Genomic DNA, 21,651 nt, shown 5'->3' with positions numbered 1-21,651 from the left:
CGCTCTTATGGTCGCGGTCAGGAAACCGTCCATGTGTCGCCGCTGCTCAGCAGTGCCATCAGGTCGCCGTCACCCTGGCGGGTACGAGCCTCGGCGATCTGGGTGTTCAGCTGCTCGTCGTAGGTGGGAGTGTCGACGTCCCGGAAGACCCCGATGGGGGTGACGCCAGCCGAGCCGCCGGTGAGCCGTGACAGCGCGAACGCCTGGCTTGGTTCGGCGGCCCGCGCGTTGTGAACGAGTACATCCTCGTCGGTCGCGGCGCAGATCTCCAGGTCGCCCGAGGCGCTCCGGCGGATGCCCTTGTCGAGGTCCGCACCGAAGATCATGGGCTTGTCGTGGACGAGGCGCAGCGTCGCGTCATCCTTGGATGACCGGTCCTTGAGGGCGTCGAAGGCCCCGTCGTTGAAGATGTTGCAGTTCTGGAAGATCTCTACGAAGGCAGAGCCGGGGTGGGCCGCGGCTGCCCGCAGAACGGAGGTCAGGTGCGCCCGGTCGGAGTCGATTGACCGTGCGACAAAGGACGCCTCGGCCCCCAGCACGAGCGAGATCGCGTTGTAGGGGCGGTCCAGCGAGCCGAACGGGGTAGATTTTGTGATTTTCCCCACTTCGGAGGTGGGGGAGTACTGCCCTTTGGTCAGTCCGTAGATCCGATTGTTGAACATCAGAATTTTGATGTTCACGTTACGCCGCAAAGCGTGAAGCAGGTGGTTGCCACCAATGGACAGCGCGTCACCGTCGCCGGTGACAACCCACACCGACAGGTCGGGCCGGGAGACCGCCAGACCTGTCGCGATGGCCGGTGCCCGGCCATGGATGGAGTGCATCCCATAGGTCTGCAGGTAGTAGGGGAAACGGGAGGAACAGCCGATACCCGAGATGAAGGCGATGTTCTCCCGGGCTATCCCGAGTTCGGGCAGGAAGCCCTGGACGGTGGCCAGGATGGCGTAGTCCCCGCAGCCGGGGCACCAGCGGACCTCCTGGTCGGAGGTGAAGTCCTTACGGGTCTGCGGCCGGTCGGTGACCGGGATGAGATCGAGTAGTCGGTTGCTGATGCCGGCGTGGTTCGTCGTGACGGTCACTGGTTGATCACGTCCTCCAAGACGCCCGCCAGTTCGGCGGCCTTGAACGGAAGCCCGCGGACCTGGTTGTAGCCGATGGCGTCGACCAGGAACTCCGCCCGGACCATGGCCCTGAGCTGGCCGAGGTTCATCTCGGGGACCAAGACCTTGTCATAGGCGCGCAGCACCTCACCGGTGTTGTCGGGAAACGGGAAAAGGTGACGCAGGTGTGCCTGGGCGACGTGCAGCCCCTTCGCCCGGACACGTCGGCATCCGGCGGCGATAGGTCCGTAGGTCGAGCCCCAGCCGAGGACGAGTACCCGAGCCTGTCCGGACGGGTCATCGACCTCCAGCGGGGCGATGTCGCGGGCGATTCCCTCGATCTTCGCCTGGCGCAGCCGCACCATACGGTCGTGGTTCGCCGGATCGTAGGAGATCCCACCCGAACCATCCGCTTTTTCCAGACCGCCAATGCGGTGCTCCAGCCCGGGAGTCCCGGGAACGGCCCAGGGCCGCGCGAGTGTCTCGCTGTCGCGGAGATATGGCCAGAATTCCAGGCCCTTGTCGCCGCTGTGGTTCGGCTCGGTGGCGAATGACACCGTGAGATCGGGCAGGTCCGCACGGCCGGGCAGCAGCCACGGCTCTGAACCGTTGGCGAGGTATCCGTCCGAGAGCAGGATGACAGGCGTCCGGTACTTCGTCGCCAGCCGTGCCGCCTCGATGGCCGCGTCGAAGCAGTCCGCGGGCGAGCGGGGCGCGATGACCGGCAGCGGCGCCTCGCCGTTGCGGCCGTTCACGGCCATGCCGAGGTCGGCCTGCTCGGTCTTGGTCGGCAGGCCGGTGGATGGCCCGCCGCGCTGGATGTCCACGATGATGAGCGGGAGCTCGAGGGCTACCGCGAGCCCGATGGTCTCGGTCTTCAGGGCCAGGCCGGGCCCGGATGTGGTGGTCACGCCGAGCGACCCGCCGAAGGAGGCCCCGAGCGCGGCCCCGACACCAGCGATCTCGTCCTCGGCCTGGAAGGTCCGTATCCCGAAACGCTTGTGTTTGCTCAGTTCGTGCAGGATGTCGGAGGCGGGGGTGATCGGGTATGAGCCCAGGAACAGCGGCAGCCCGGTGAGCTCGGCGGCGGCGACCAGCCCGTAGGACAACGCCGTGTTGCCGGAGATACGCCGGTACATGCCCGGCTTCATGCGCGCCGGTGCCACTTCGTAGGTGACAGCGAAGGTTTCGGTCGTCTCGCCGTAGTTGTAGCCGGCGCGCAGCGCCGCGACATTCGCGGCGGCGATTTCCGGGCGTTTCGCGAACTTCTTCTCAAGGAATGTTATGACGCCGTCGGTGGGCCGCTGGTAGAGCCAGCTCATGAGACCGAGGGCGAACATGTTCTTCGCTCGCTCGGCTTCCTTTTTGTTGACCGTCCCCGCGCTGCTTTCCAGCGCGTTCACCGCGTCGATGGTCATTGATGACAGGGGTACCCGATGTACCCGGTACTCGTCCAGGCTGCCGTCGGTGAGTGGATCGGACGAGTAGCCGGCTTTTTTCAGGTTCGCGCCGGTGAACGCGTCGGTGTTGACAACGAGGTCGGCGCCGTTGGGCAGGTCCTTCAGGTTGGATTTCAACGCCGCCGGGTTCATGGCCACCAGCATGTTCGGGGCATCACCGGGCGTGAGAATGTCGTGGTCTGAGAAGTGGAGCTGAAATCCGGATACCCCGGCCGGGGTACCTGCTGGCGCACGGATCTCCGCGGGAAAGTCCGGAAGGGTGGACAAGTCGTTACCGAACGCCGCGGTCTCGCTGGTGAACTGCTCTCCAGTGAGCTGCATCCCATCACCTGAGTCACCGGCGAAGCGGATGACGACCCGGTCGAGTCGATGGATTTGACGGTCCCTGACCTGGCCTGACACGTTGTGTGACCTCCTCGGCTACCTCTCGAGCGTACCGGTAGGACTATTGGGCCGGGCGTAACGTCCCGACGGAGTCAGCTGAGTGTGACGACTGTGACACAGCCTGATCCAAGCTTGTTGGCGGCCCCACAGCGGGCGGGTTTGCGGATTGACCGGGTCGGAAAGCCGACTGCTGGGAACATTGCCCGGTGGCCGGTGGCACGGGTTCCGTTGATATGGGTTTGATATGGCTTCCGCGGGTGGGCGCACAGGTGAGACGGTGACGGTGGCGCAGGCGCTGCGGATCGGGATCGTGGGCGTCGGGCGCGTGGGGAGCGCGTGGGGAACGGCCCTGGCCGCTGCCGGCTATCCGGTCGTTGCGGTGCACGCCCGGTCCGAGGCGGGCCTGGCGCGGGCTCGGGCCGGTTTCCCCGCGGCATTGCCCGGGACAGCGGCCGAGGTGACTGATGCATCGGATGTGATATTTATCACGGTTTCCGATGACGCGATCCCGGATGTTCTGGCGGGCATCGTGCACGCTGGTGCACTGCGGAGCGGGCAGATTGTCGCACATATGAGCGGACGGTACGGAGTGGGCATATTGCAGTCCGCTTACGACCGTGGAGCGTTGCGAGCGGCGATGCATCCCATTATGACCGTGAGCGGGACCGCCGCGGACGCGAACCTGTTGGCCGGGGCTTCGTTCGGGGTGACGGCGGACCCGGCCGCCGAGCCGGTCGCGCATGGGCTTGTGACAGCTGTCGGCGGTCGGGTCGTTTCCGTCCCCGAGCAGGCACGGACGGCTTATCACGCCGCTGTCGTCCTCGGGTCCAACTATCTGGCGACGCTGGTCACGGCCACGCTGACGCTGCTGGACGAGCTCGGCGTCCGCGAAGGCGCCGACGCGGTCGCCCCGCTGTTGCGACAATCGCTGGAAAAGGCCCTCGAGCGCGGCCCGGCTGGGCTGACCGGGCCGATCCGGCGCGGAGACGCCGGTACGGTGCGGGCGCACCTGGATGCGCTCGGCACGCTCGACCCGGCGGCGGCGGCGGCCTACGTCGCGCTGGCGGCTCTCACTCTGAGCCAGCTTGAACAGGCGGGTCTTGTCGACCACGAGCGCGGCGAAGCTGTCCGGCAGGTGCTGCTTGCCTCGGCCGTGCGTACCGTCCCATAGGCCGAAGGCCACGCGATGGGCATCAATGTGATGATCATCACATGCAAGGATGGCCTGGCGTGCTCGCCGGATGAACCGGGCACTTCATGGCATGTCACCCAAGCGGCGCATCGCGCGAGCACCCGCGGAGGGGAACGGTTCCGGTTGATCCGGGCGTTGACTCTGGTGCAACCTTCGAGATGACAGGAAACCCGACCGCCATGTCCCACCGCTACCTCAACGGGCTCAAGACCGCCATTTTGCTGGGCGTACTGTCCGCGGTGATTCTTTTTGTCGGTTCCCTGTTCGGGAGCCGCGGTCTGACAATCGCGTTCATCTTCGCCCTGGGGGTCAATGGATTCTCGTATTTCTTCTCGGCCAAGCTTGCCCTGCGTGCGATGCGGGCCTATCCGGTGAGCCAGGTCGAGCAGCCACGCATGTACGCGATCGTTCAGGAGCTCGCGACCAGGGCGCGGATGCCGATGCCGCGGCTCTACATCAGCCCGACCGCGGCACCGAACGCGTTCGCGACCGGCCGCAACCCACGTAACGCGGCGGTCTGCTGCACCGCTGGCATTCTGGAGATCATGGATGATCGCGAGCTGCGTGGCGTCCTCGGTCATGAACTCAGCCACGTCTACAACCGGGATATTCTTATCGCCTCCGTTGCCGGTGCGCTTGCGAGCGTTATTGTCTACCTGGCGCAGTTCGCGCAGTTTGCGGCGATCTTTGGTTTTGGCCGGAGCGAGGACGATGACGGTCCGGGCATTCTGGAGATCATGCTTCTCGTTCTGTTGGGCCCGATCGCGGCGACGATCATTCAACTTGCCATCAGCAGGGCGCGGGAGTACGAAGCGGATTCCGCTGGCGCGATGTTGACCGGCGATCCGCTCGGTCTCGCGACGGCGCTGCGCAAACTCGAGGCAGGCACGGCCGTCCGGCCTCTTCCGCAGAGTTCACAGTTGGCGCCCGTGTCGTCACTCATGATTGCGAACCCGTTCCGGGGGGGCGGGGTTGTCCAGCTGTTCAGTACGCATCCATCGATGGACCGCCGGATCGAGCGGCTGGAGGAGATGGCCCGGATGGACCCCTACCGTTGAATCTTCGGCGGAAAGTCGTATTCTGAAAAGGCTAAGAGCGCCCGGCAATAGTGATGTGGATCAAGGAGTGGAGTTGGGTGCGTGTATCGCGAGGCGGCGGAGGGAGTCACCGGAGGTGGTGGGTGACGACCAACGAGCCGGGTACCCGTGCATCGCGCGGCGTATGGGCGGGCAGCGATGACGCGAGCCGCGCGCCCCAACCTCGTGACGCCGTCCCCTGTTACCGGTTGCTCTAAACCCTGACCTGCGGCGAGGCAAACCCCCCAGGCCTCGCCGTGCAGCGCCCCGCCCGAAACCCCCCATCGGGCGGGGCGCACCTTTTCTGCCTGTTATGTCGCGAGGGCCGCCTGGCTCGAGCTGCGCCGCATGGCGGCCCAGCTCGGCGGGGCCCGCGCATGCGGGTCCGTCCGTTATCGGTAGTTGACGAACTGGAGCGGCAGCCCGAAGTCGGTTTCCTTGAGTATCTGGATGACGCGCTGGAGGTCGTCCCGCTTCTTGCCGGTGACCCGGAGCTGGTCTCCCTGAATCTGGGCCTGCACGCCCCTCGGGGCGTCAGCCCGGATTTTTTTCGAGATCGCTTTGGCCTTGTCGTCGGCAATGCCCTGTTGCACGGTCACCACCAGCCGGTACTCCTTGCCGGACTGGGTGGGCTCGTCATGCTGCAGGGCCTTGAGCGAGATGCCGCGCTTGACCCACTTCTCCTGCAGGACGTCCAGGGTCGCCTTCACCCGTTCCTCGGTGCTCGCGGTGAGCAGGATGGACTCGCCGGACCAGGTTGCCGACGCCCCGGTGTCACGGAAGTCGAAGCGGGTCCCCACCTCCTTGGCGGTCTGGTTGACGGCGTTGTCGATCTCCTGGCGGTCGACCTTGCTCACGATGTCGAACGACGGGTCCGCCACGGTGAAGCGCCTCCTTCCCATCTTCTCCATTGCCTGCGCATACGGCATCGGATCTTCGCCCGGCGGCTCGGTCGCAAGCCGGGCCCGGTGCCTGATCCCGAGTCTGCCCGGATCCGCCCGTCCCGGCACAGCCGTCGCCCATGTCCACGGGCCAGGCCGGGTAGTGAAAGTACCCGGAAACGAGGGACGCGGCGTCGCGGGGCTGGAGCACGCGCCTCGCGTTGCCCGCGCCCCAACCCTGTTCCTTACATCCTGTTCCTTGATCCGGCACCCTCCTGTCGGCCACTCCCAGGGCTGTGGATCATCAACGCGCTGTCCTGATCTCCGAATGATCACGATGCCGTCGGCGTAACCGGGTCGCTGGGACCGGTCGTCGACCACGACCGCCCATCCCGTATGCTGTTCACCAACGGCAGGTTGCCCGAGTGGCCAAAGGGAGCGGTCTGTAAAACCGCCGGCTCAGCCTACGTTGGTTCGAACCCAACACCTGCCACCACCCCGATCCAGCTGCATCGCAGCAGGCCACAGGCCCCGGTTTGATCCCCGGGGCCTTTTCCGTGTTCCTGGCCATGCCCAGACGATCATGACTGACGCCGGTGGTTCGTATCTCCGGCATGCGCGCAGCGGGGTGGAATGCGGGGGCTCCGCCCCCCACACCTCAGGCCTTCACTCCGGAGAGGGGTAAGGGGGCAGGCGAGCGTGCGCCGGTGCGATCCGCTGATCGCTCCGTAAACCTGTCTGATCTATAGAATCCGCAGGCATGGCTGACACTGGCACGCTTGCCGCCCGTGTCCGGGCGATGTCGCAGCTGACCGGTCAGTTCGTGCTGCGTTCCGGGCGGACGAGCAGCGAGTACTTCGACAAGTACCTGTTCGAGGCCGACCCCGGGCTGCTCGCGGACATCGTTGACGCGATGGGCCCGTTGCTGCCCGAAGGCACGGACGTGCTGGCCGGGCTCGAACTCGGTGGTATCCCACTGGTCACATTGCTGTCCCAGCGGACGGGCATGCCGGCTCGGTTCGTCCGCAAGAAGGCCAAGGAGTACGGCACGTGCCGGGCCGCCGAGGGCGGGGCCGTCGAGGGCCTGCGGGTCGTTCTTGTCGAGGATGTCGTGACCAGCGGCGGTGCCGTGCTGGCCGCGGCCGGGATCCTGCGCGAGCAGGGCGCGATCGTGGAACATGTCCTTTGTGTGATCGACCGCCAGGAGGGCGGGCGGGCCAGCCTCGCCGACATCGGTCTCGACCTGCGTTCGGTTCTCACCCGCGCTGAGCTGAACGCGGCCGCCTGAGGTTCGTCCGCACCGGCGGGGCCTCCCAGCGGCCGTCCGTACCGGCGGAGCCTCGCAACGGCTGAGATTTCCCAACGGCTGGTCCTCCGGCGCCCGAAAGGGGAACCCGGTTGCGGTGACCGCACCCGGCGCCGATGTGGTGCGTGGACCGTCTGCCTGGGCCCAGGTTCGGTGCACGCACCGGGGATCAGCGTCAAGGCGACACGTCCGGACCGGATCGGGATGATCCAGTGTATTCGGGGCGATCCGTTCGTGTCCGGGTTCGATCGCTTTCGGGGTATGGGTCGTAGGCGCCGTGCCGCGGTGTGTCGTAACTCGTCAGAGCGTAGATCACGAATACGTCGAGCGCGATGACGACGATCGACCAGAGCGGGAAGATCGCCAGGAAGGCGAGCTGGGCGATCGCGTTCAGGCCGCACATGGCGATGCCCAACCACCGCGCCCACAGCTTGCCGGTGAGGATCGCGGCCGCGGTGCCTATCTGGACGATGCCCATGCACACCAGCAGCCAGCCCCAGAAGTCCAGATCCTGGTAGATGACGGTGTCGTTCGCCGTGATGAGGACGGCGTAGTTCCTGAGCGCGGCGATTCCGTAGATGAGGTTGTGGAAGCCCGCGATAAAGATGATGACCGCTGCGAATATCAGCCATCCCCTGCCGGTGCGCGCGGAGCGTGCCGGTTCCATGTGAATCCTCCCCGGAGCCTGACGAGACGGTGAGCCCCCCTTGGCATGCCCTCGTGTCGCCCAGGACATGCCCGGTTGCCCGACATCCTCGCTCGGGAGCAGCCGCCCGACGGCGCTGGCGGCGCCCAATTGTGCCGTTACGCCGCCGCTGGTCACGTCTGGTGAGCACGGATTTCGTTCCCGGTGGGTGGCACGCCGCGCCTGGTGTGCCTGTCATCCGCCCTGGACGCGCTTTCAGGAGAATTTCAGGAGAGAAACGTGTATTCAGGAGAGAATAGTGGTGACCGTGTTTGAGCTCGCGTCCCAGCGCAGCCAGCCGTGCTGGAAGGCGCTTTCGCGTCCACCGTCCACCGAGTACTCGTCACTGATCGGCAGCCCCAGGTCGGAGCCGGCCGAACCGAGGGCCAGGTAGCTGTGCAGGATCGCTCCGTGGACCTCGTGCGCGCCGGTGGGACGGGTCCAGTAGATCCGGCCGCCCTGGAACACCGACTGCCGGCTGCCCGCGATCTCAGCATCCAGCTCGTCGCTGGTAGGCCGTCCCAGCAGGCTGTTGCTGCCGCCCAGGGCGAGGTACCGGGCGCTGATTCCGCCGTGTACCTCATGGACGCCGGTGGCCACCGACCAGAAGAGCAGGCCACGCTGGAACTGTTTCCACCGCCCGCCGCCGCCAGCGGGCTCCTCGGCCCGGCTGTTCGCCGCGAGCAGGGAACGCAGGCGAGCATCCGCGTTGTAGCGTTTGTCGATTTCGCTGGCTCGCCCGTCAGCGCCGGCTGACAATGATCCGCTGTTACAGCAGAAGACATTCAGGTCGATGTCTCCGGCAATGCCTGGAACATTCCCCGCTGACGTGTACTGCCACATCAACCACTGCTGCCAGCCACCGGGAAGGGCGCCGGGGGACGAGCCTCCGTTGTAGCTGGCGAACCACAGCGGATAGCGAGAGAATGACGTCGTGTTCTTCATGATATCGGTCCAGAATGACCGGTAGGTGTACAGGATGGGAGCACGCCCGGTCCTGGTCTCGATCTCTTCCAGAAAGGCATGTGCCCAGCCCGCGAGCTGGGCGGCGGACAATCCGCCCTGTGCTTCGAGATCGAGGACGGGTGCCAGCTGGCCCGTGGAGCGGGTCGAGCCGGTGACGGCGAGAAAGCGGTCCGCCTGATCGACCGCAGTCGCGATCGGCAGCATAGGCCGTGCGTAGTGGTACATACCGACGACGAGCCCGGCTTGGCGGGCGTGATCGCGGTCAGTGGCGAAGTAGGGGTTGGTATAGCCGCTGCCCTCGGTCGCCTTGATAATGGCAAAGCCGATTCCGGCGGCACGGACCGCGTTCCAGCCGATCTCCGTGCTGCCGGGATGTTGCCAGGACGAGATGTCCACGCCCCGCGGCCAGCTGGCCGGGATGGCCAGCGGCGAGCGGGTTCCCGATGGCGCGCCCTCGTCGGGCGGCGCGACGGTGGTGCCCTCTCCCAGCGGGACATCACCGGGGGAGGCGTAATCCTGGCGGATGTTCTTGGCGGCGTCGCTACTGGCACCAGCGTCGGTGGATATGGCGCCGGGCCGGCCGGCTGACAGCACCGGAAATCCGGTCGTCGATACCGCGGCGCCGCTCGTCCCGGAGCCTTGGGCGCCTGCAACAGTGATAAGTGTCACCAGGGTAGTGGTGGTGATCGTACGTGCGACGGTTCGTTTGGCCCGCTGTTGCCGGGCTGGCCGGCATCGGTCCGGATCGTGGTCGTGGTCGTGGTCGTGGTCGTGGTCGTGGTAAGCGGTGTGCGGTGTCCCGTGCATGGGGCCCCCTGGCAGATGGGTGGACTGGCCGATGGGTGATCCCGGGTGACAGCTTCGCTCGGCCGACAACTACGCTAAGCGACTCTCTGGTTGCTTAGAGATATATCGATGGGCGTGGGCGGACTTTGTCGCTACCGATAGTCCACCCTTGTCTTAATTAGATGAAATTTCATGACATTATGCGATAATCGAAATTTTGATCTTGTCAAGATTCGATGAAGATCCGTTTAGCGTTGATCGCCGCGGCTGGCTGCCACCTCCGCCGCCGCCGCATCCGCCGCGACCAGAGCCTGTGCTCATGGCGGGGGTGCCGTCCGTGGTGTCGTTCTGTCGTGTAGCCTTAGGCGTACGCACACGCCCCTTTAGCTCAGTCGGCAGAGCATCTCCATGGTAAGGAGAAGGTCTACGGTTCGATTCCGTAAAGGGGCTCCGTGGTGGCGGTCGGTAGCCGGTTAATCGGTGCCCGGCCATTGCCCCGTTGGCTGGAATGACTGCCAACGGGGTTGAGCCATCAAGGCGGTGTAGCTCAGCCAGGCAGAGCAAGCGGCTCATAATCGCTGTGTCGCCGGTTCAAATCCGGCCACCGCTACAGGCCGGGTCGCGACCCGCCGAGGGCGACGTCTGGTCGTTCCACATGTCTATAAGTTCTGGTTCGTTCTTGTCCGACCTGCAGGAAGAGGCACAGCACCGTGGCCGCCACCGATGTCCGTCCAAAGATCACAATGGCGTGTCAGGTGTGCAAGCACCGTAACTACATCACACGCAAGAACCGCCGCAACGACCCCGATCGTCTCGAGCTGCGCAAGTTCTGCCCGAACTGCAGGCAGCACACCGACCACCGCGAGACTCGCTGACCCGCGCTGCTCCTCGTGTCGCCCCTCGCGGGTGCGCGGGGCCGCTTCGCTGTGTCGCGTGGCTGTTCGGCGCGGTCGTATGGAAGCATGGCGTTGTGATTTCGTCGGTCCGGTGCCATGGTGTGACCGGCGCCATGGTGAGATCGGAGCATTGCGATGCCGTTGAATCGAGACTTCATCGGGCGCCGATTTGTCGCGGACACACCCTTCCTGGTCGGGCGTGAGCATATCCGGCAGTTTGCCCTCGCGATCCGTGAGGACAGCCCGCTCTGTCATGATCTGGATGCGGCCAAGTCCGCTGGTTATATCGATCTTATTGCGCCGCCCACGTTCCTGACCGCACTCGGTATGTGGCGGTCCGTCGTTCCCCTGCACGATCCCGCGCTCGGCCTCGACTACTCGTTGGTGGTGCACGGTGAGCAGCGCTACTCGTTGCGGCGGCCGGTCGTCGCCGGCGACGAGATCATCGTTTCCGGCATGATCTCCGGCATCCGGAATGCTGGCCGTAACGAGCTAATGATCATCGATTATGAGTTCGCGACGACCGGTGGTGAGCTGCTGGCAACCGCCCGTTCGTCACTGGTCTCCCGTGGAACCGCCGTTGTGGAAAGCGGAACCGCCGGGGTCGAGAACGGCTGAGAGGTTCATGATGTCCGCGACTCTTGGTTACAGCGATGTTGAGGTCGGTACGCTGATCCCCGAACGGGAGTTCCGGATCCGCCGTGAAGATCTTGTCCGTTACTGCGGAGCGTCAGGCGACTTCAATGTGATCCACTGGAACGACCGGGCCGCGACTGATGTGGGCCTGCCCGGAGTCATCGCTCATGGGATGTACACCATGGCCAGCGCGGCGCGGCTTGTCACCGACTGGGCCGGTGATCCCGGGGCGGTTGTCGAGTATGGCGTCCGGTTTTCCTCGTTCGTCCCGGTGCCGGACGACGACGCCGGTGCCGCGCTGGTGGTCAGTGGTGTGGTTGCCAAGAAGCTGGACGACAACCAGGTTGTTGTGAACATCACTGTCCGGTGCGACGGAACCAAGGTGCTGCTGGGTTCGCGCGCCACGGTCCGCCTTTCCTGATCGTTTCATCGTCGCAACAAGCAGTCCGCTTTGCCGCGGCTGGCTGTGGCGTCCCCTGCCGCGGAACTCCCGGCCGCGGAGGTCCCGGCGGCACCACAGCCGACGCTCAGAGCGACCGGCAACAGGGGACGCGGCGTCGCGGGGCCAGGGCACGCACCCCAGCCCCGCTCATTGATCCACATCCCTATTGCCGGGCGCTCTTACTCCGCTACTCCGCCTCGGCCAGCAGGTCGGACATGCGCTGTACGCCGGTGGCCAGATCCTGGTCGCCGAGGGCGTAGGACAACCGGGCGTAGCCGGGTGTCCCAAACGCCTCACCGGGCACGATCGCGACGCCGGCCTCCTCGAGGATGAGCGTGGTCAGGTCCGCTGAGGTCGTCGGGGTGCGTCCTCGCAGCGTGCGGCCAATAACGCCGAGCAGTGACGGGTAGCAGTAGAAGGCGCCCTCGGGCATCGGGCACACCACCCCGGGGGTCGCGGAGAGCATGCGGTGCATAGTCTGGCGCCGCCGGTCGAAGGCAAGACGCATCTGCGCGACCGCGTCCAGCGGGCCCGCCACGGCAGCCAGCGCCGCGGCCTGCGCCACGTTGGAGACGTTGGACGCGGCATGGGACTGCAGATTGATGGCCGCCTTGACGGCATCCGCCGGACCTGCCAGCCAGCCGACCCGCCACCCCGTCATGGCGTAGGTTTTGGCGACGCCGTTGACGACGATGCAGCGGTCGGCGATCTCGGGCACCTCTACCGGCAGGGAAGCGAACCGGGCGTCGCCGTACACCAGATGCTCGTAGATCTCGTCCGCGATCACCCAGATCCCAGCCTGGGCCGCCCAACGCCCGATCGCGCGGACCTCCTCAGGGGTATGTACCGCACCGGTCGGATTGGAGGGTGAGCAGAACACCAAGGCCTTCGTCCGAGGGGTGCGCGCCTTCTCCAGCTGTTCCACCGTGACCCGGTAGCCCTGCTCGGGAGTGGTCACGACATCCACAGCCCTGCCACCGGCAAGGCGGATCGACTCCGGGTAGGTGGTCCAGTAGGGAGCGGGCAGCAGCACTTCGTCGCCGGGGTCGAGGAGTGTTGCGAACGCTATGTAGACGGCCTGCTTGCCACCATTGGTGATGAGTACCTGACTGGCCGCGATATCGAGGCCGGAGTCGCGGCGGGTCTTGTCGGCCACCGCTTCTCTGAGCTCTGGCAGGCCGGCGGCTGGTGTGTACCGGTGCATTTTTGGATCGCTGCATGCCTTCTCGGCAGCGGCGACAACGTGGTCGGGGGTGGGAAAGTCCGGTTCGCCGGCACCAAAGCCGATCACGTCCCGGCCGGCTGCGCGCAGCGCCTTGGCGGTCGAGTCCACGGCAAGTGTCGCCGAAGGGGCGATGCCTCCGACGCGGTGAGAGATCCGGGTCATGACCGTCATGCTGCCACGCATACCAGGTTGGCTGCTCGATCATCGGCGCGGTGCGGCCGGATCCGGCCGGTGTGCCCGATGCATCCGGTCCGGGTGGCGATGCCCCTCGTGACTCTTGGCCCCGCTGGTCACACGATACTGCGCTACAATCGCGCGACCCCTGGCCGGTCGGGCAGCCGCTGTCCAGCAAGTCCCTTTCCGGTTAGCCTGGGATGCGTCCGCGACGTGGAGCTTGATCACTGGTTCGTAGGAGATCATGGATACGTGAGGGTGGGCCGTGTAAGGAGCCGTGTAGGGAGTATGGTGGATGCGCTTAGGCCGTCATCCCCGCGTGTAGCGCCGTAGATGATTTTCATGCCCATGATCTTTATGATCATGATTGGTCTGAGTGCATCTTGATCGGCGGCTACCAGCACGGTGGTGGTCGTGGTGTAAAGGGGCGTGGCTCAATTGGTAGAGCACCGGTCTCCAAAACCGGCGGTTGCAGGTTCGAGTCCTGTCGCCCCTGCGGTATCCGACGACCAGGTAGGTGGAGTGAGTGGCGACCGACACACGTGACGCGGCACCGAGGGCCGGCCAGCCGACCCGGCCGGCAGCTCGACGCCGTACCACGCCGCTGCGCTTCTACCGAGAGATCGTCGCCGAGCTTCGGAAGGTCATCTACCCAGGTCGAAGCGAACTGATCACTTATGTGGTTGTAGTGCTCATGTTTTGCTCGATCATGGTGGCATTCGTCGCCTCGCTGGACTTCGGTCTCACCAAGGCGGTGTTGGCGATCTTCGGTTGAGGTGGACCGTTTCCGCGGATCCATGTCGCCATAGCGCCCGCACAGCTCACAGAGCACGGTCAAGAGAGAAGGAACGTCCGCGTGTCCCAGTTTCCCGAGCATGTCTCCTCCGAACAGGGAGAGGCCCTCGACGGTCTCGACCCGCTGGCGGCGCTGGTGCGCGACGAGGTGGCAAGCACGGAGGCCGGCGCCTTGCCGCAGGACGGCGAGAGCGGCGACGGTTCCACCGGCGTCGAGACGGAGCCCGGCTATCTTGCCGCGGCTGTCGCGGATGTCGACCAGCCCGCCTTCGACGACGATGACGACGATGACGGCGACATCCGCCAGGCGCTGGAGGACGCGCCTGGCGACTGGTACGTCATTCATTCGTACGCCGGCTATGAGAACAAGGTGAAGACCAACCTCGAGACTCGGATCTCCAGCCTCAACATGGAGGACTACATCTTCCAGATCGAGGTCCCGACCGAGGAGGTTCCGGTCATCAAGAACGGCAAACGGCAGCTGGTGCAGCAGAAGAAGTATCCGGGCTACATCTACGTCCGTATGGACCTCACTGACCAGTCGTGGTCCGCGGTTCGAAACACCCCGGGTGTGACCGGCTTCGTCGGCCTGACCAACAAGCCGTCACCGTTGCGGACAGAGGAGGTTGTTTCCATTCTTGCGCCGCCGGCGCCACCCGAGAAGAAGACCGAGACGGTCCGGGTGCAGGAGTTCGAGGTCGGGGAGTCCGTGACCGTCATGGATGGCCCGTTCGCGACCCTTCCGGCGACCATCAGTGAGATCAACCTCGATGCGCAGCGGCTCAAGGTGCTGGTGTCCATCTTCGGCCGCGAGACGCCGGTCGAACTTCAGTTCAACCAGGTCGCGAAGATCTGATCTGCTCGATGGCCGAAGGCGGCGCGGTTGTCTCCGCTTCCGCTCCACCAGAGGTTCCAACCAGCCAGGCGAACCGGTAGCCGGCCGGCGGCACGGTCGCAGCGTTCTTGGCGCCGACGGAGACCCCAGGAAACCCAGAGAGAAACGACACATGCCTCCCAAGAAGAAGATCGCGGCAATTATCAAGCTCCAGATCAATGCTGGTGTGGCGACACCCGCGCCGCCGGTCGGTCCGGCGCTCGGCCAGCACGGCGTCAACATCATGGAGTTCTGCAAGCAGTACAACGCGGCCACCGAGTCGCAGCGCGGGAACGTCGTTCCGGTCGAGATCACCGTGTATGACGACCGTTCGTTCACCTTTGTCACCAAGACCCCGCCGGCGGCCCGGCTTATCCTCAAGGCCGCTGGGATTGAGAAGGGCAGTGGTGTTCCGCACCGCACCAAGGTGGCGAACCTCACCGCGGAGCAGATCCGTCAGATTGCCCAGACCAAGCTGCCCGACCTCAACGCGACCACGCTGGAAGCCGCCGAGAAGATCATTGCTGGGACGGCGCGGTCGATGGGGATAACCATTCTTGGCTGACGGCTGACGGCTGACGGCTGACGGCTGACGGCTGACGGCTGACAGGGCCGGCCGAGAACGGAACAACTGTGGGAGGGCAGCCCGTCCGGGCTGCCCGCCATGACCACGAGGAGACAGATATGAAGCGCAGCAAAGCCTATCGGGCAGCCGTTGAGAAGATAGCGGCGGATCGTCTGTACACGCCGCTGGAGGCTGTTCATCTCGCCCGGGAGACCTCCACCACCAAGTACGCCGCGACTGTTGAGGTCGCGCTGCGCCTGGGCGTCGATCCGCGCAAGGCTGACCAGATGGTCCGCGGCACGGTGAATCTGCCGCACGGAACCGGCAAATCCCCGCGAGTCGCGGTTTTCGCCGCGGGCGAGAAGGCCGTCGAGGCCGCTGCGGCGGGTGCGGACATCGTCGGCAGCGACGACCTCGTACAGCGCATCCAGGAGGGTTTCCTGGATTTCGACGCCACGGTCGCGACGCCCGACCAGATGGCGAAGGTCGGCCGTATCGCCCGGATCCTGGGGCCACGAGGACTCATGCCGAACCCGAAGACCGGCACGGTGACTCTCGACATCACCAAGGCCGTCCAGGACATCAAGGGCGGAAAGATTAATTTTCGGGTCGACAAGCAGGGCAATCTGCACATCGTGATCGGGAAGACCGCCTTCACCGATGAGCAGTTGATTGAGAACTACAGCGTCGCCCTGGACGAGATCGTCCGGGTGAAGCCGTCCGCCTCCAAAGGCCGTTATCTGAAGAAGATTACTTTTACGACGACGATGGGTCCAGGAATCCCCGTCGACCCCAGCCGTACCCGTAACCTCCTCGAGGACGCGCCGGCCTGACGCCGCCGGCTTGGCGCCTGCTGTCCCGCCGGCCAGGCCGTGTATCATTTCATCCGAACCAAACCGAAGACCGCTGGTCATCGTCCCGTTCCGGGGCGATCGAAGGTCCGGTACGACCGGGCGGCCCGCGCAGGTGAGGGAGCGTTGCCCTGGGGCTGCTGGTTTGCCTGCCATCCCCGGTACTTCCGCCCCGCGCGCCTGCGCCGGGGCGTTTGTCGTTTCTCGGCATCTTTCGGGTGACCGGCCAGACCCCATGAAGGAGCCCGATGGCGAAGCCGGAAAAGGTCGCCGCGGTAACGGAGATCGTTGACTCGTTCCGGGGCGCGTCCGCGGCGGTGCTCACCGAGTACCGCGGACTGACGGTGAGCCAGCTCACCGAACTACGCCGCTCGCTGGGCGAGGACACCGAGTACGCCGTGGTGAAGAACACCCTGACCAGGATTGCCGCCGCGCAGGCGGGTGTCACGGGTCTGGACGAGCTGCTGGTCGGTCCGACCGCTGTCGCGTTCGTCACCGGCGACCCGGTCGAGGCGGCCAAGAGTCTGCGTGACTTCGCTCGCGCCAATCCCGCACTGATCGTCAAGGGCGGGATCGTCGAGGGCAAGCCGATGTCGGCGGATGACATCCGCAAGCTCGCCGATCTCGAGTCCCGCGAGGTGCTGCTCGCCAAGCTCGCCGGCGCGTTGAACGGTTCGCTGGCCAAGGCGGTCGGTCTGTTCGCGGCGCCGCTGTCCCAGGCGGCTCGCCTGGCGGAGGCGTTGCGCGCCAAGCGAGAAGCGGAGAGCCCCGCGGCCGAAGTCCCCGCGCCTGAGGCTTCGACGACCGCCGAGACCGCCGAGACCGCGGCGGTCGAAGCGGTCGAGGCAGAGCCGAGCGCGCAGTAGCGCTGTCCGTCCGCGGCGGCCCCGGGGTGCCGGACGCGCGAGGAAGAACATGGGCGCGTGAGTGGTTGCCCCACTGATCCAGACCACTTAGAGCGCCCGGCAATAGGGCTGTGGATCAAGGAGTGGGGCTGGGGTGCGTGCATCGCGAGGCGTCGGAGGGAGTCACCGGAGGTGTTGGGTGGCGACTGACGACAACGATGCGAGGTGCGTGCCCCAGCCCCGCGACGCCGCGTCCCCTATTGCCGGTCGCTCTTACTCCATAACAGTTCCTGGCACCCGCCACGGGCGGTGTGCCATCACAACGGGAAGGACCGCCACGATGGCGAAGCTGTCGACCGACGAGCTGCTGGACGCGTTCAAGGAAATGACGCTGCTGGAGCTGTCGGAGTTCGTGAAGCAGTTCGAGGACACCTTCGGTGTGACCGCGGCGGCCCCCGTCGCCGTCGCCGTGGCCGGCGGTGCCGGTCCGGCATCCGAGGCGCCGGCCGTGGAGGAGCAGGATGAGTTCGACGTCATCCTCACTGCCGTCGGTGACAAGAAGATCCAGGTCATCAAGGAAGTCCGTGCGTTGACCAGCCTGGGCCTGAAGGAGGCCAAGGACCTCGTCGACGGCGCGCCCAAGCCGGTCCTGGAGAAGGCCAGCAAGGAAGCCGCGGAGAAGGCCAAGGCCGCGCTTGAGGGTGCCGGCGCCACGGTCACCGTCAAGTAGGCATCGGTACGTAGGTACTGATCGGTCGGGCCGCCGTTTCCTGGTTGGCAAGCCGCACGGCGGCGGCCCGGCCCATGCTCGGGCCCTGCGGTGAGGCCTGTTGTCGAGGCTCCACCGTCGCCGGGTAACGTCAGTTCCGGCCGGGCCGTGGTGGTCCGGCCGGCATGGGACCTGGGCCGAGCGCGCGCTGGATGCCGTATTGTCACGGGCGCCGACGCGCGGCTTTCCGGTTGGGGTTGACGACCTCATCCGGGACGGAGTTCCATCATCGGGAAGCGGTGAGACATACCTGTCGAGCAGCCTTGCCAGCAGTGCGGCCGTCGGCTACACTGCTCGTTTGGGCTGCCCTTTCGTCGTGCGCTCGCGGTTCCTTCGGGTACGCGACGGTTCGGTCCCCCGCGTAACCGCGTCCTCTGGCGCGGCCGTCCAGACGTAACGACCGAGGTAATCCGAGCGAAACCGTTGATCGCAACCTGCCACCGAATCGCCGCCGCGTCACCAGCCCGGGATGACCCTCCCACACAGGTGTCCTCCTTCGGAAGGTGTCGTGACGGACTACTCGTCGACGCCCGTGTCGCATCTGCCCGCACCGTGGGGCAGCAGCGCGCTCCGTCGGACTACCCCCGCCGACACTCCACACAACCGTAGCGAGACACTGATCACCCGACCACCCTTCGCCGGATTGTTCGAGTAGGCCGAGGGCAACGTGAGAAGAATCATGATCCCGTTGTCGGAGGCCCAAGGACGCACGAGCACCGCCAGCCCGACGATCAGGCCACCGGAAGGACCACCTTGGCCGCCTCGCCTCACTCCTCCCGCATCTCGTTCGCAAAGATCATCGAGCCTCTTGAGGTCCCCGATCTTCTCGCCCTGCAGACCCAGTCCTTTGACTGGCTGATCGGCAATGAGGCGTGGGCGGAACGGGTCCAGGAAGCCATCGACGCCGGTCGTGACGACGTACCCGTCACGTCGGGTCTCGAGGAGGTCTTCGAGGAGATTTCTCCTATCGAGGACTTCTCGGGTTCGATGTCTCTGTCGTTCCGTGATCACCGTTTCGAGCCGCCGAAGTACTCCGTCGAGGAGTGCAAGGACAAGGATATGACGTACTCGGCCCCCATGTTCGTGACGGCCGAGTTCACCAACAACAACACCGGCGAGATCAAGAGCCAGACGGTGTTTATGGGCGATTTTCCGCTTATGACACCAAAGGGAACCTTTGTTATCAATGGGACCGAGCGGGTCGTCGTCAGCCAGCTCGTGCGTTCGCCCGGTGTGTACTTCGAGAAGACCATCGACAAGGTGTCCGACAAGGACCTGTTCTCCTGCAAGGTCATTCCTTCCCGGGGTGCCTGGCTGGAGTTCGAGGTCGACAAGCGGGACACCGTCGGCGTACGTATCGACCGCAAGCGCCGCCAGTCAGTGACCGTTCTGCTCAAGGCGCTCGGCTGGGACGAGGCGCGCATTCTTGAGCGTTTCGGTGACTTCCCGTCGATGCGGGTGACGCTGGAGAAGGACCACACCTCCAGCCAGGACGACGCGCTGCTTGACATCTACCGCAAGCTGCGGCCGGGTGAGCCACCGACCCGCGAGTCGGCCCAGACACTGCTGGAGAACCTCTTCTTCAACCCGAAGCGTTACGACCTGGCGAAGGTCGGTCGCTACAAGGTGAACAAGAAGCTCGGTGTCGACGTCCCGCACGACGTGGGCGTGCTGACCGAGGACGACGTCGTCCGCACGATCGAGTACGTCGTGCAGCTGCATGCGGGTAAGGACCAGTCCTATGACGTGGACGACATCGACCACTTCGGCAACCGCCGGCTGCGTACGGTCGGTGAACTGATCCAGAATCAGGTGCGCCTTGGTCTCGCCCGGATGGAGCGGGTCGTCCGGGAACGGATGACCACTCAGGACGTCGAGGCGATCACTCCTCAGACGCTCATCAACATCCGGCCGGTCGTCGCCTCCATCAAGGAGTTCTTCGGTACCAGCCAGCTGTCCCAGTTCATGGACCAGACCAACCCGCTGGCGGGCCTCACGCACAAGCGGCGCCTGTCCGCGCTCGGCCCTGGTGGGCTCTCCCGGGAACGGGCCGGCTTCGAGGTCCGTGACGTCCACCCCAGCCACTACGGCCGGATGTGCCCGATCGAGACGCCGGAAGGCCCGAACATCGGCCTGATCGGTTCGCTGTCGACGTTCGCGCGGGTCAACCCGTTCGGTTTCGTCGAGACGCCCTATCGCAAGGTCGTGGCCGGCCGGGTCACCGATCAGATCGACTACCTCACCGCGGACGAGGAGGACCGGCATGTCATCGCGCAGGCGAACGCGCCGCTGACGGCCGACGGCTCGTTCGCCGAGCACCGTGTCCTGGTGCGCCGCAAGGGTGGTGAGGTCGAGTTCATCCCGCCGGACGAGGTCGACTACATGGACGTCTCGCCGCGCCAGATGGTGTCGGTGGCCACGGCCATGATCCCATTCCTTGAGCACGACGATGCCAACCGCGCCCTGATGGGCTCGAACATGCAGCGCCAGTCCGTCCCGCTGCTGCGCAGCGAGGCACCGCTGGTCGGTACCGGTATGGAGGCCCGCGCGGCCAAGGACGCCGGTGACGTGGTCGTCTGCGCACAGGCCGGTGTGGTCGAGGACCTGTCCGCTGACTACATCACCGTGATGCATGACGACGGCACCCGGCGGACCTACCGGATGGCGAAGTTCCGCCGCTCCAACCAGGGCACGTGCATCAACCAGAAGCCGATCGTCGACGAGGGCGACCGGGTCCTGGCGGGCCAGGTCATCGCGGACGGCCCGTGCACCGACAACGGCGAGATGGCGCTGGGCAAGAACCTCCTGGTGGCGTTCATGCCCTGGGAGGGGCACAACTACGAGGACGCGATCATTCTCTCCCAGCGGCTGGTCCAGGACGACGTACTGTCCTCGATCCACATCGAGGAGCATGAGGTCGACGCCCGGGACACCAAGCTAGGCCCTGAGGAGATCACTCGGGATATCCCGAACGTCGCTGAGGAGGTCCTTGCTGACCTTGACGAGCGCGGGATCATCCGGATCGGCGCCGAGGTCTCGCCTGGTGATGTGCTGGTCGGGAAGGTCACGCCCAAGGGTGAGACCGAGCTGACCCCGGAGGAGCGGCTGCTGCGCGCGATCTTCGGTGAGAAGGCTCGTGAGGTCCGGGACACCTCGCTGAAGGTGCCGCACGGAGAATCCGGCAAGGTCATCGGTGTCCGGGTGTTCTCGCGGGAGGACGGCGACGAGCTTCCACCGGGGGTGAACGAACTCGTCCGCGTGTACGTCGCCCAGAAGCGCAAGATCACAGATGGTGACAAACTCGCTGGCCGCCACGGCAACAAGGGCGTCATTGCGAAGATCCTCCCTGTCGAGGACATGCCGTTCCTGTCCGACGGCACGCCGGTGGACGTCGTGCTGAACCCGCACGGTGTGCCGCGCCGTATGAACATCGGCCAGATCCTGGAGACCCATCTCGGTTGGGTGGCCAAGACCGGCTGGCAGGTCGACGACGGTGACGAGGACTGGAAGGAGCGCCTGCGCGGTATCGGTGCGCATCAGGCGCCGCCTGACACCAACGTGGCGACACCGGTGTTCGACGGCGCCCGGGAGGAGGAGATCACCGGTCTGCTTGCCTCGACGCTGGTGAACCGCGATGGTGACCAGCTGATCGGGTCCAGCGGCAAGGCACGGCTCTTCGACGGCCGGACGGGTGAGCCCTATCCGTACCCGGTGGCGGTCGGCTACATCTACATTCCGTACCT

General features: G+C 65.6%; 19 protein-coding genes and 4 tRNA genes. 17 read left to right on the top strand and 6 right to left on the bottom strand.

Annotated features, from left to right (window positions below):
- Positions 1–17 precede the first annotated feature (17 nt).
- Together MJ777_RS02975 and MJ777_RS02970 are read right to left on the bottom strand one after the other, a co-directional pair.
- The gene (locus tag MJ777_RS02975) at positions 18–1,079 is read right to left on the bottom strand and encodes a 2-oxoacid:ferredoxin oxidoreductase subunit beta (RefSeq protein ID WP_239348004.1); all 1,062 of its coding nucleotides are present in this window, start codon (positions 1,077–1,079) and stop codon (positions 18–20) included.
- Complete coding sequence (locus tag MJ777_RS02970) at positions 1,076–2,962, bottom strand: 2-oxoacid:acceptor oxidoreductase subunit alpha (protein WP_239372958.1); 1,887 nt, start codon at positions 2,960–2,962, stop codon at positions 1,076–1,078. Before MJ777_RS02970 ends, MJ777_RS02975 begins: the two co-directional genes overlap by 4 nt.
- 259 nt (positions 2,963–3,221) lie before the next feature.
- Here MJ777_RS02970 and MJ777_RS02965 point away from each other — a divergent pair, with 259 nt between their 5' ends.
- Positions 3,222–4,115 (top strand): Rossmann-like and DUF2520 domain-containing protein, encoded by an 894-nt coding sequence (locus MJ777_RS02965; protein WP_239308465.1) that lies wholly within the window; start codon positions 3,222–3,224, stop codon positions 4,113–4,115.
- 200 nt (positions 4,116–4,315) lie between these two features.
- The gene (htpX, locus tag MJ777_RS02960) at positions 4,316–5,194 is read left to right on the top strand and encodes a zinc metalloprotease HtpX (protein WP_239308464.1); all 879 of its coding nucleotides are present in this window, start codon (positions 4,316–4,318) and stop codon (positions 5,192–5,194) included.
- Between the two features lie 410 nt (positions 5,195–5,604).
- Here htpX and MJ777_RS02955 read toward each other — a convergent pair whose 3' ends face one another.
- Positions 5,605–6,114: a YajQ family cyclic di-GMP-binding protein gene (locus MJ777_RS02955; RefSeq protein ID WP_370651425.1), complete on the bottom strand. Its 510-nt coding sequence runs from the start codon at positions 6,112–6,114 to the stop codon at positions 5,605–5,607.
- 390 nt (positions 6,115–6,504) lie between these two features.
- Between MJ777_RS02955 and MJ777_RS02950 the strand changes: the two genes are divergently transcribed.
- Positions 6,505–6,589 (top strand) — tRNA-Tyr (locus tag MJ777_RS02950).
- 264 nt (positions 6,590–6,853) lie between these two features.
- Entirely contained in the window at positions 6,854–7,381 is a 528-nt protein-coding gene (gene pyrE / locus MJ777_RS02945; RefSeq protein WP_239308463.1) for an orotate phosphoribosyltransferase, read from the top strand.
- Positions 7,382–7,574: 193 nt separating this feature from the next.
- Here the strand turns inward: pyrE and MJ777_RS02940 are convergent, their stop codons facing one another.
- Both MJ777_RS02940 and MJ777_RS02935 read right to left on the bottom strand, forming a co-directional pair.
- Positions 7,575–8,066, bottom strand: coding sequence for a hypothetical protein (locus MJ777_RS02940; RefSeq protein ID WP_239308462.1), 492 nt, complete (start codon positions 8,064–8,066; stop codon positions 7,575–7,577).
- Between the two features lie 264 nt (positions 8,067–8,330).
- Positions 8,331–9,857 (bottom strand): GH25 family lysozyme, encoded by a 1,527-nt coding sequence (locus MJ777_RS02935; protein ID WP_239372939.1) that lies wholly within the window; start codon positions 9,855–9,857, stop codon positions 8,331–8,333.
- A gap of 356 nt (positions 9,858–10,213) precedes the next feature.
- Here MJ777_RS02935 and MJ777_RS02930 point away from each other — a divergent pair.
- The 5 genes from MJ777_RS02930 (at position 10,214) to MJ777_RS02910 (ending at position 11,789) form a co-directional block, all read left to right on the top strand.
- Positions 10,214–10,286, top strand: a tRNA-Thr gene (locus MJ777_RS02930).
- Between the two features lie 86 nt (positions 10,287–10,372).
- Positions 10,373–10,446, top strand: a tRNA-Met gene (locus tag MJ777_RS02925).
- Positions 10,447–10,546: 100 nt separating this feature from the next.
- Entirely contained in the window at positions 10,547–10,711 is a 165-nt protein-coding gene (rpmG, locus tag MJ777_RS02920) for a 50S ribosomal protein L33 (RefSeq protein ID WP_255720253.1), read from the top strand.
- Positions 10,712–10,867: 156 nt separating this feature from the next.
- Complete coding sequence (locus MJ777_RS02915) at positions 10,868–11,350, top strand: MaoC family dehydratase N-terminal domain-containing protein (RefSeq protein ID WP_239308461.1); 483 nt, start codon at positions 10,868–10,870, stop codon at positions 11,348–11,350.
- Between the two features lie 10 nt (positions 11,351–11,360).
- Positions 11,361–11,789, top strand: coding sequence for a MaoC family dehydratase (locus MJ777_RS02910; RefSeq protein WP_239308487.1), 429 nt, complete (start codon positions 11,361–11,363; stop codon positions 11,787–11,789).
- A 208-nt stretch (positions 11,790–11,997) separates the two neighbouring features.
- Here the strand turns inward: MJ777_RS02910 and MJ777_RS02905 are convergent, their stop codons facing one another.
- On the bottom strand, positions 11,998–13,206 hold the full coding sequence (locus MJ777_RS02905; RefSeq protein WP_239308460.1) for a pyridoxal phosphate-dependent aminotransferase: 1,209 nt from the start codon (positions 13,204–13,206) through the stop codon (positions 11,998–12,000).
- 426 nt (positions 13,207–13,632) lie between these two features.
- Here MJ777_RS02905 and MJ777_RS02900 point away from each other — a divergent pair.
- The 8 genes from MJ777_RS02900 to rpoB form a co-directional block, all read left to right on the top strand.
- Positions 13,633–13,705: transfer RNA gene (locus MJ777_RS02900), tRNA-Trp, on the top strand.
- Positions 13,706–13,735: 30 nt separating this feature from the next.
- Entirely contained in the window at positions 13,736–13,984 is a 249-nt protein-coding gene (gene secE, locus MJ777_RS02895; protein ID WP_239308459.1) for a preprotein translocase subunit SecE, read from the top strand.
- Positions 13,985–14,065: 81 nt separating this feature from the next.
- Positions 14,066–14,860: a transcription termination/antitermination protein NusG gene (nusG, locus tag MJ777_RS02890; RefSeq protein ID WP_239308458.1), complete on the top strand. Its 795-nt coding sequence runs from the start codon at positions 14,066–14,068 to the stop codon at positions 14,858–14,860.
- Between the two features lie 151 nt (positions 14,861–15,011).
- Positions 15,012–15,443: a 50S ribosomal protein L11 gene (rplK, locus tag MJ777_RS02885; RefSeq protein WP_239347999.1), complete on the top strand. Its 432-nt coding sequence runs from the start codon at positions 15,012–15,014 to the stop codon at positions 15,441–15,443.
- Positions 15,444–15,562: 119 nt separating this feature from the next.
- Positions 15,563–16,276: a 50S ribosomal protein L1 gene (rplA, locus tag MJ777_RS02880; protein ID WP_239308486.1), complete on the top strand. Its 714-nt coding sequence runs from the start codon at positions 15,563–15,565 to the stop codon at positions 16,274–16,276.
- Between the two features lie 266 nt (positions 16,277–16,542).
- Positions 16,543–17,160, top strand: a complete 618-nt coding sequence (rplJ, locus tag MJ777_RS02875; protein ID WP_239308456.1) for a 50S ribosomal protein L10 — start codon at positions 16,543–16,545, stop codon at positions 17,158–17,160.
- A gap of 319 nt (positions 17,161–17,479) precedes the next feature.
- Positions 17,480–17,869, top strand: a complete 390-nt coding sequence (gene rplL, locus MJ777_RS02870) for a 50S ribosomal protein L7/L12 (protein WP_239332697.1) — start codon at positions 17,480–17,482, stop codon at positions 17,867–17,869.
- A gap of 792 nt (positions 17,870–18,661) precedes the next feature.
- On the top strand, positions 18,662–21,651 hold a 2,990-nt coding region (gene rpoB / locus MJ777_RS02865; RefSeq protein ID WP_239372937.1), incomplete at its 3' end, for a DNA-directed RNA polymerase subunit beta.

Origin of the sequence: Protofrankia sp. Cj5 (genome assembly GCF_917627405.1) — a bacterium.
Lineage (GTDB): Bacteria > Actinomycetota > Actinomycetes > Frankiales > Frankiaceae > Protofrankia.
The sequence above is the reverse complement of the archived record's forward strand: the minus strand, read 5'-3'. Positions and strand labels throughout refer to the sequence as shown.

Coding starts and splice junctions, on each gene's coding strand:
- htpX (WP_239308464.1), top strand. CDS start 4,316: ATGTCCCACCGCTACCTCAACGGGCTCAAGACCGCCATTTTGCTGGGC.
- MJ777_RS02955 (WP_370651425.1), bottom strand. CDS start 6,114: ATGGGAAGGAGGCGCTTCACCGTGGCGGACCCGTCGTTCGACATCGTG.
- pyrE (WP_239308463.1), top strand. CDS start 6,854: ATGGCTGACACTGGCACGCTTGCCGCCCGTGTCCGGGCGATGTCGCAG.
- MJ777_RS02940 (WP_239308462.1), bottom strand. CDS start 8,066: ATGGAACCGGCACGCTCCGCGCGCACCGGCAGGGGATGGCTGATATTC.
- MJ777_RS02935 (WP_239372939.1), bottom strand. CDS start 9,857: ATGCACGGGACACCGCACACCGCTTACCACGACCACGACCACGACCAC.
- MJ777_RS02915 (WP_239308461.1), top strand. CDS start 10,868: ATGCCGTTGAATCGAGACTTCATCGGGCGCCGATTTGTCGCGGACACA.
- MJ777_RS02910 (WP_239308487.1), top strand. CDS start 11,361: ATGTCCGCGACTCTTGGTTACAGCGATGTTGAGGTCGGTACGCTGATC.
- MJ777_RS02905 (WP_239308460.1), bottom strand. CDS start 13,206: ATGACGGTCATGACCCGGATCTCTCACCGCGTCGGAGGCATCGCCCCT.
- rplK (WP_239347999.1), top strand. CDS start 15,012: ATGCCTCCCAAGAAGAAGATCGCGGCAATTATCAAGCTCCAGATCAAT.
- rplA (WP_239308486.1), top strand. CDS start 15,563: ATGAAGCGCAGCAAAGCCTATCGGGCAGCCGTTGAGAAGATAGCGGCG.
- rplJ (WP_239308456.1), top strand. CDS start 16,543: ATGGCGAAGCCGGAAAAGGTCGCCGCGGTAACGGAGATCGTTGACTCG.
- rplL (WP_239332697.1), top strand. CDS start 17,480: ATGGCGAAGCTGTCGACCGACGAGCTGCTGGACGCGTTCAAGGAAATG.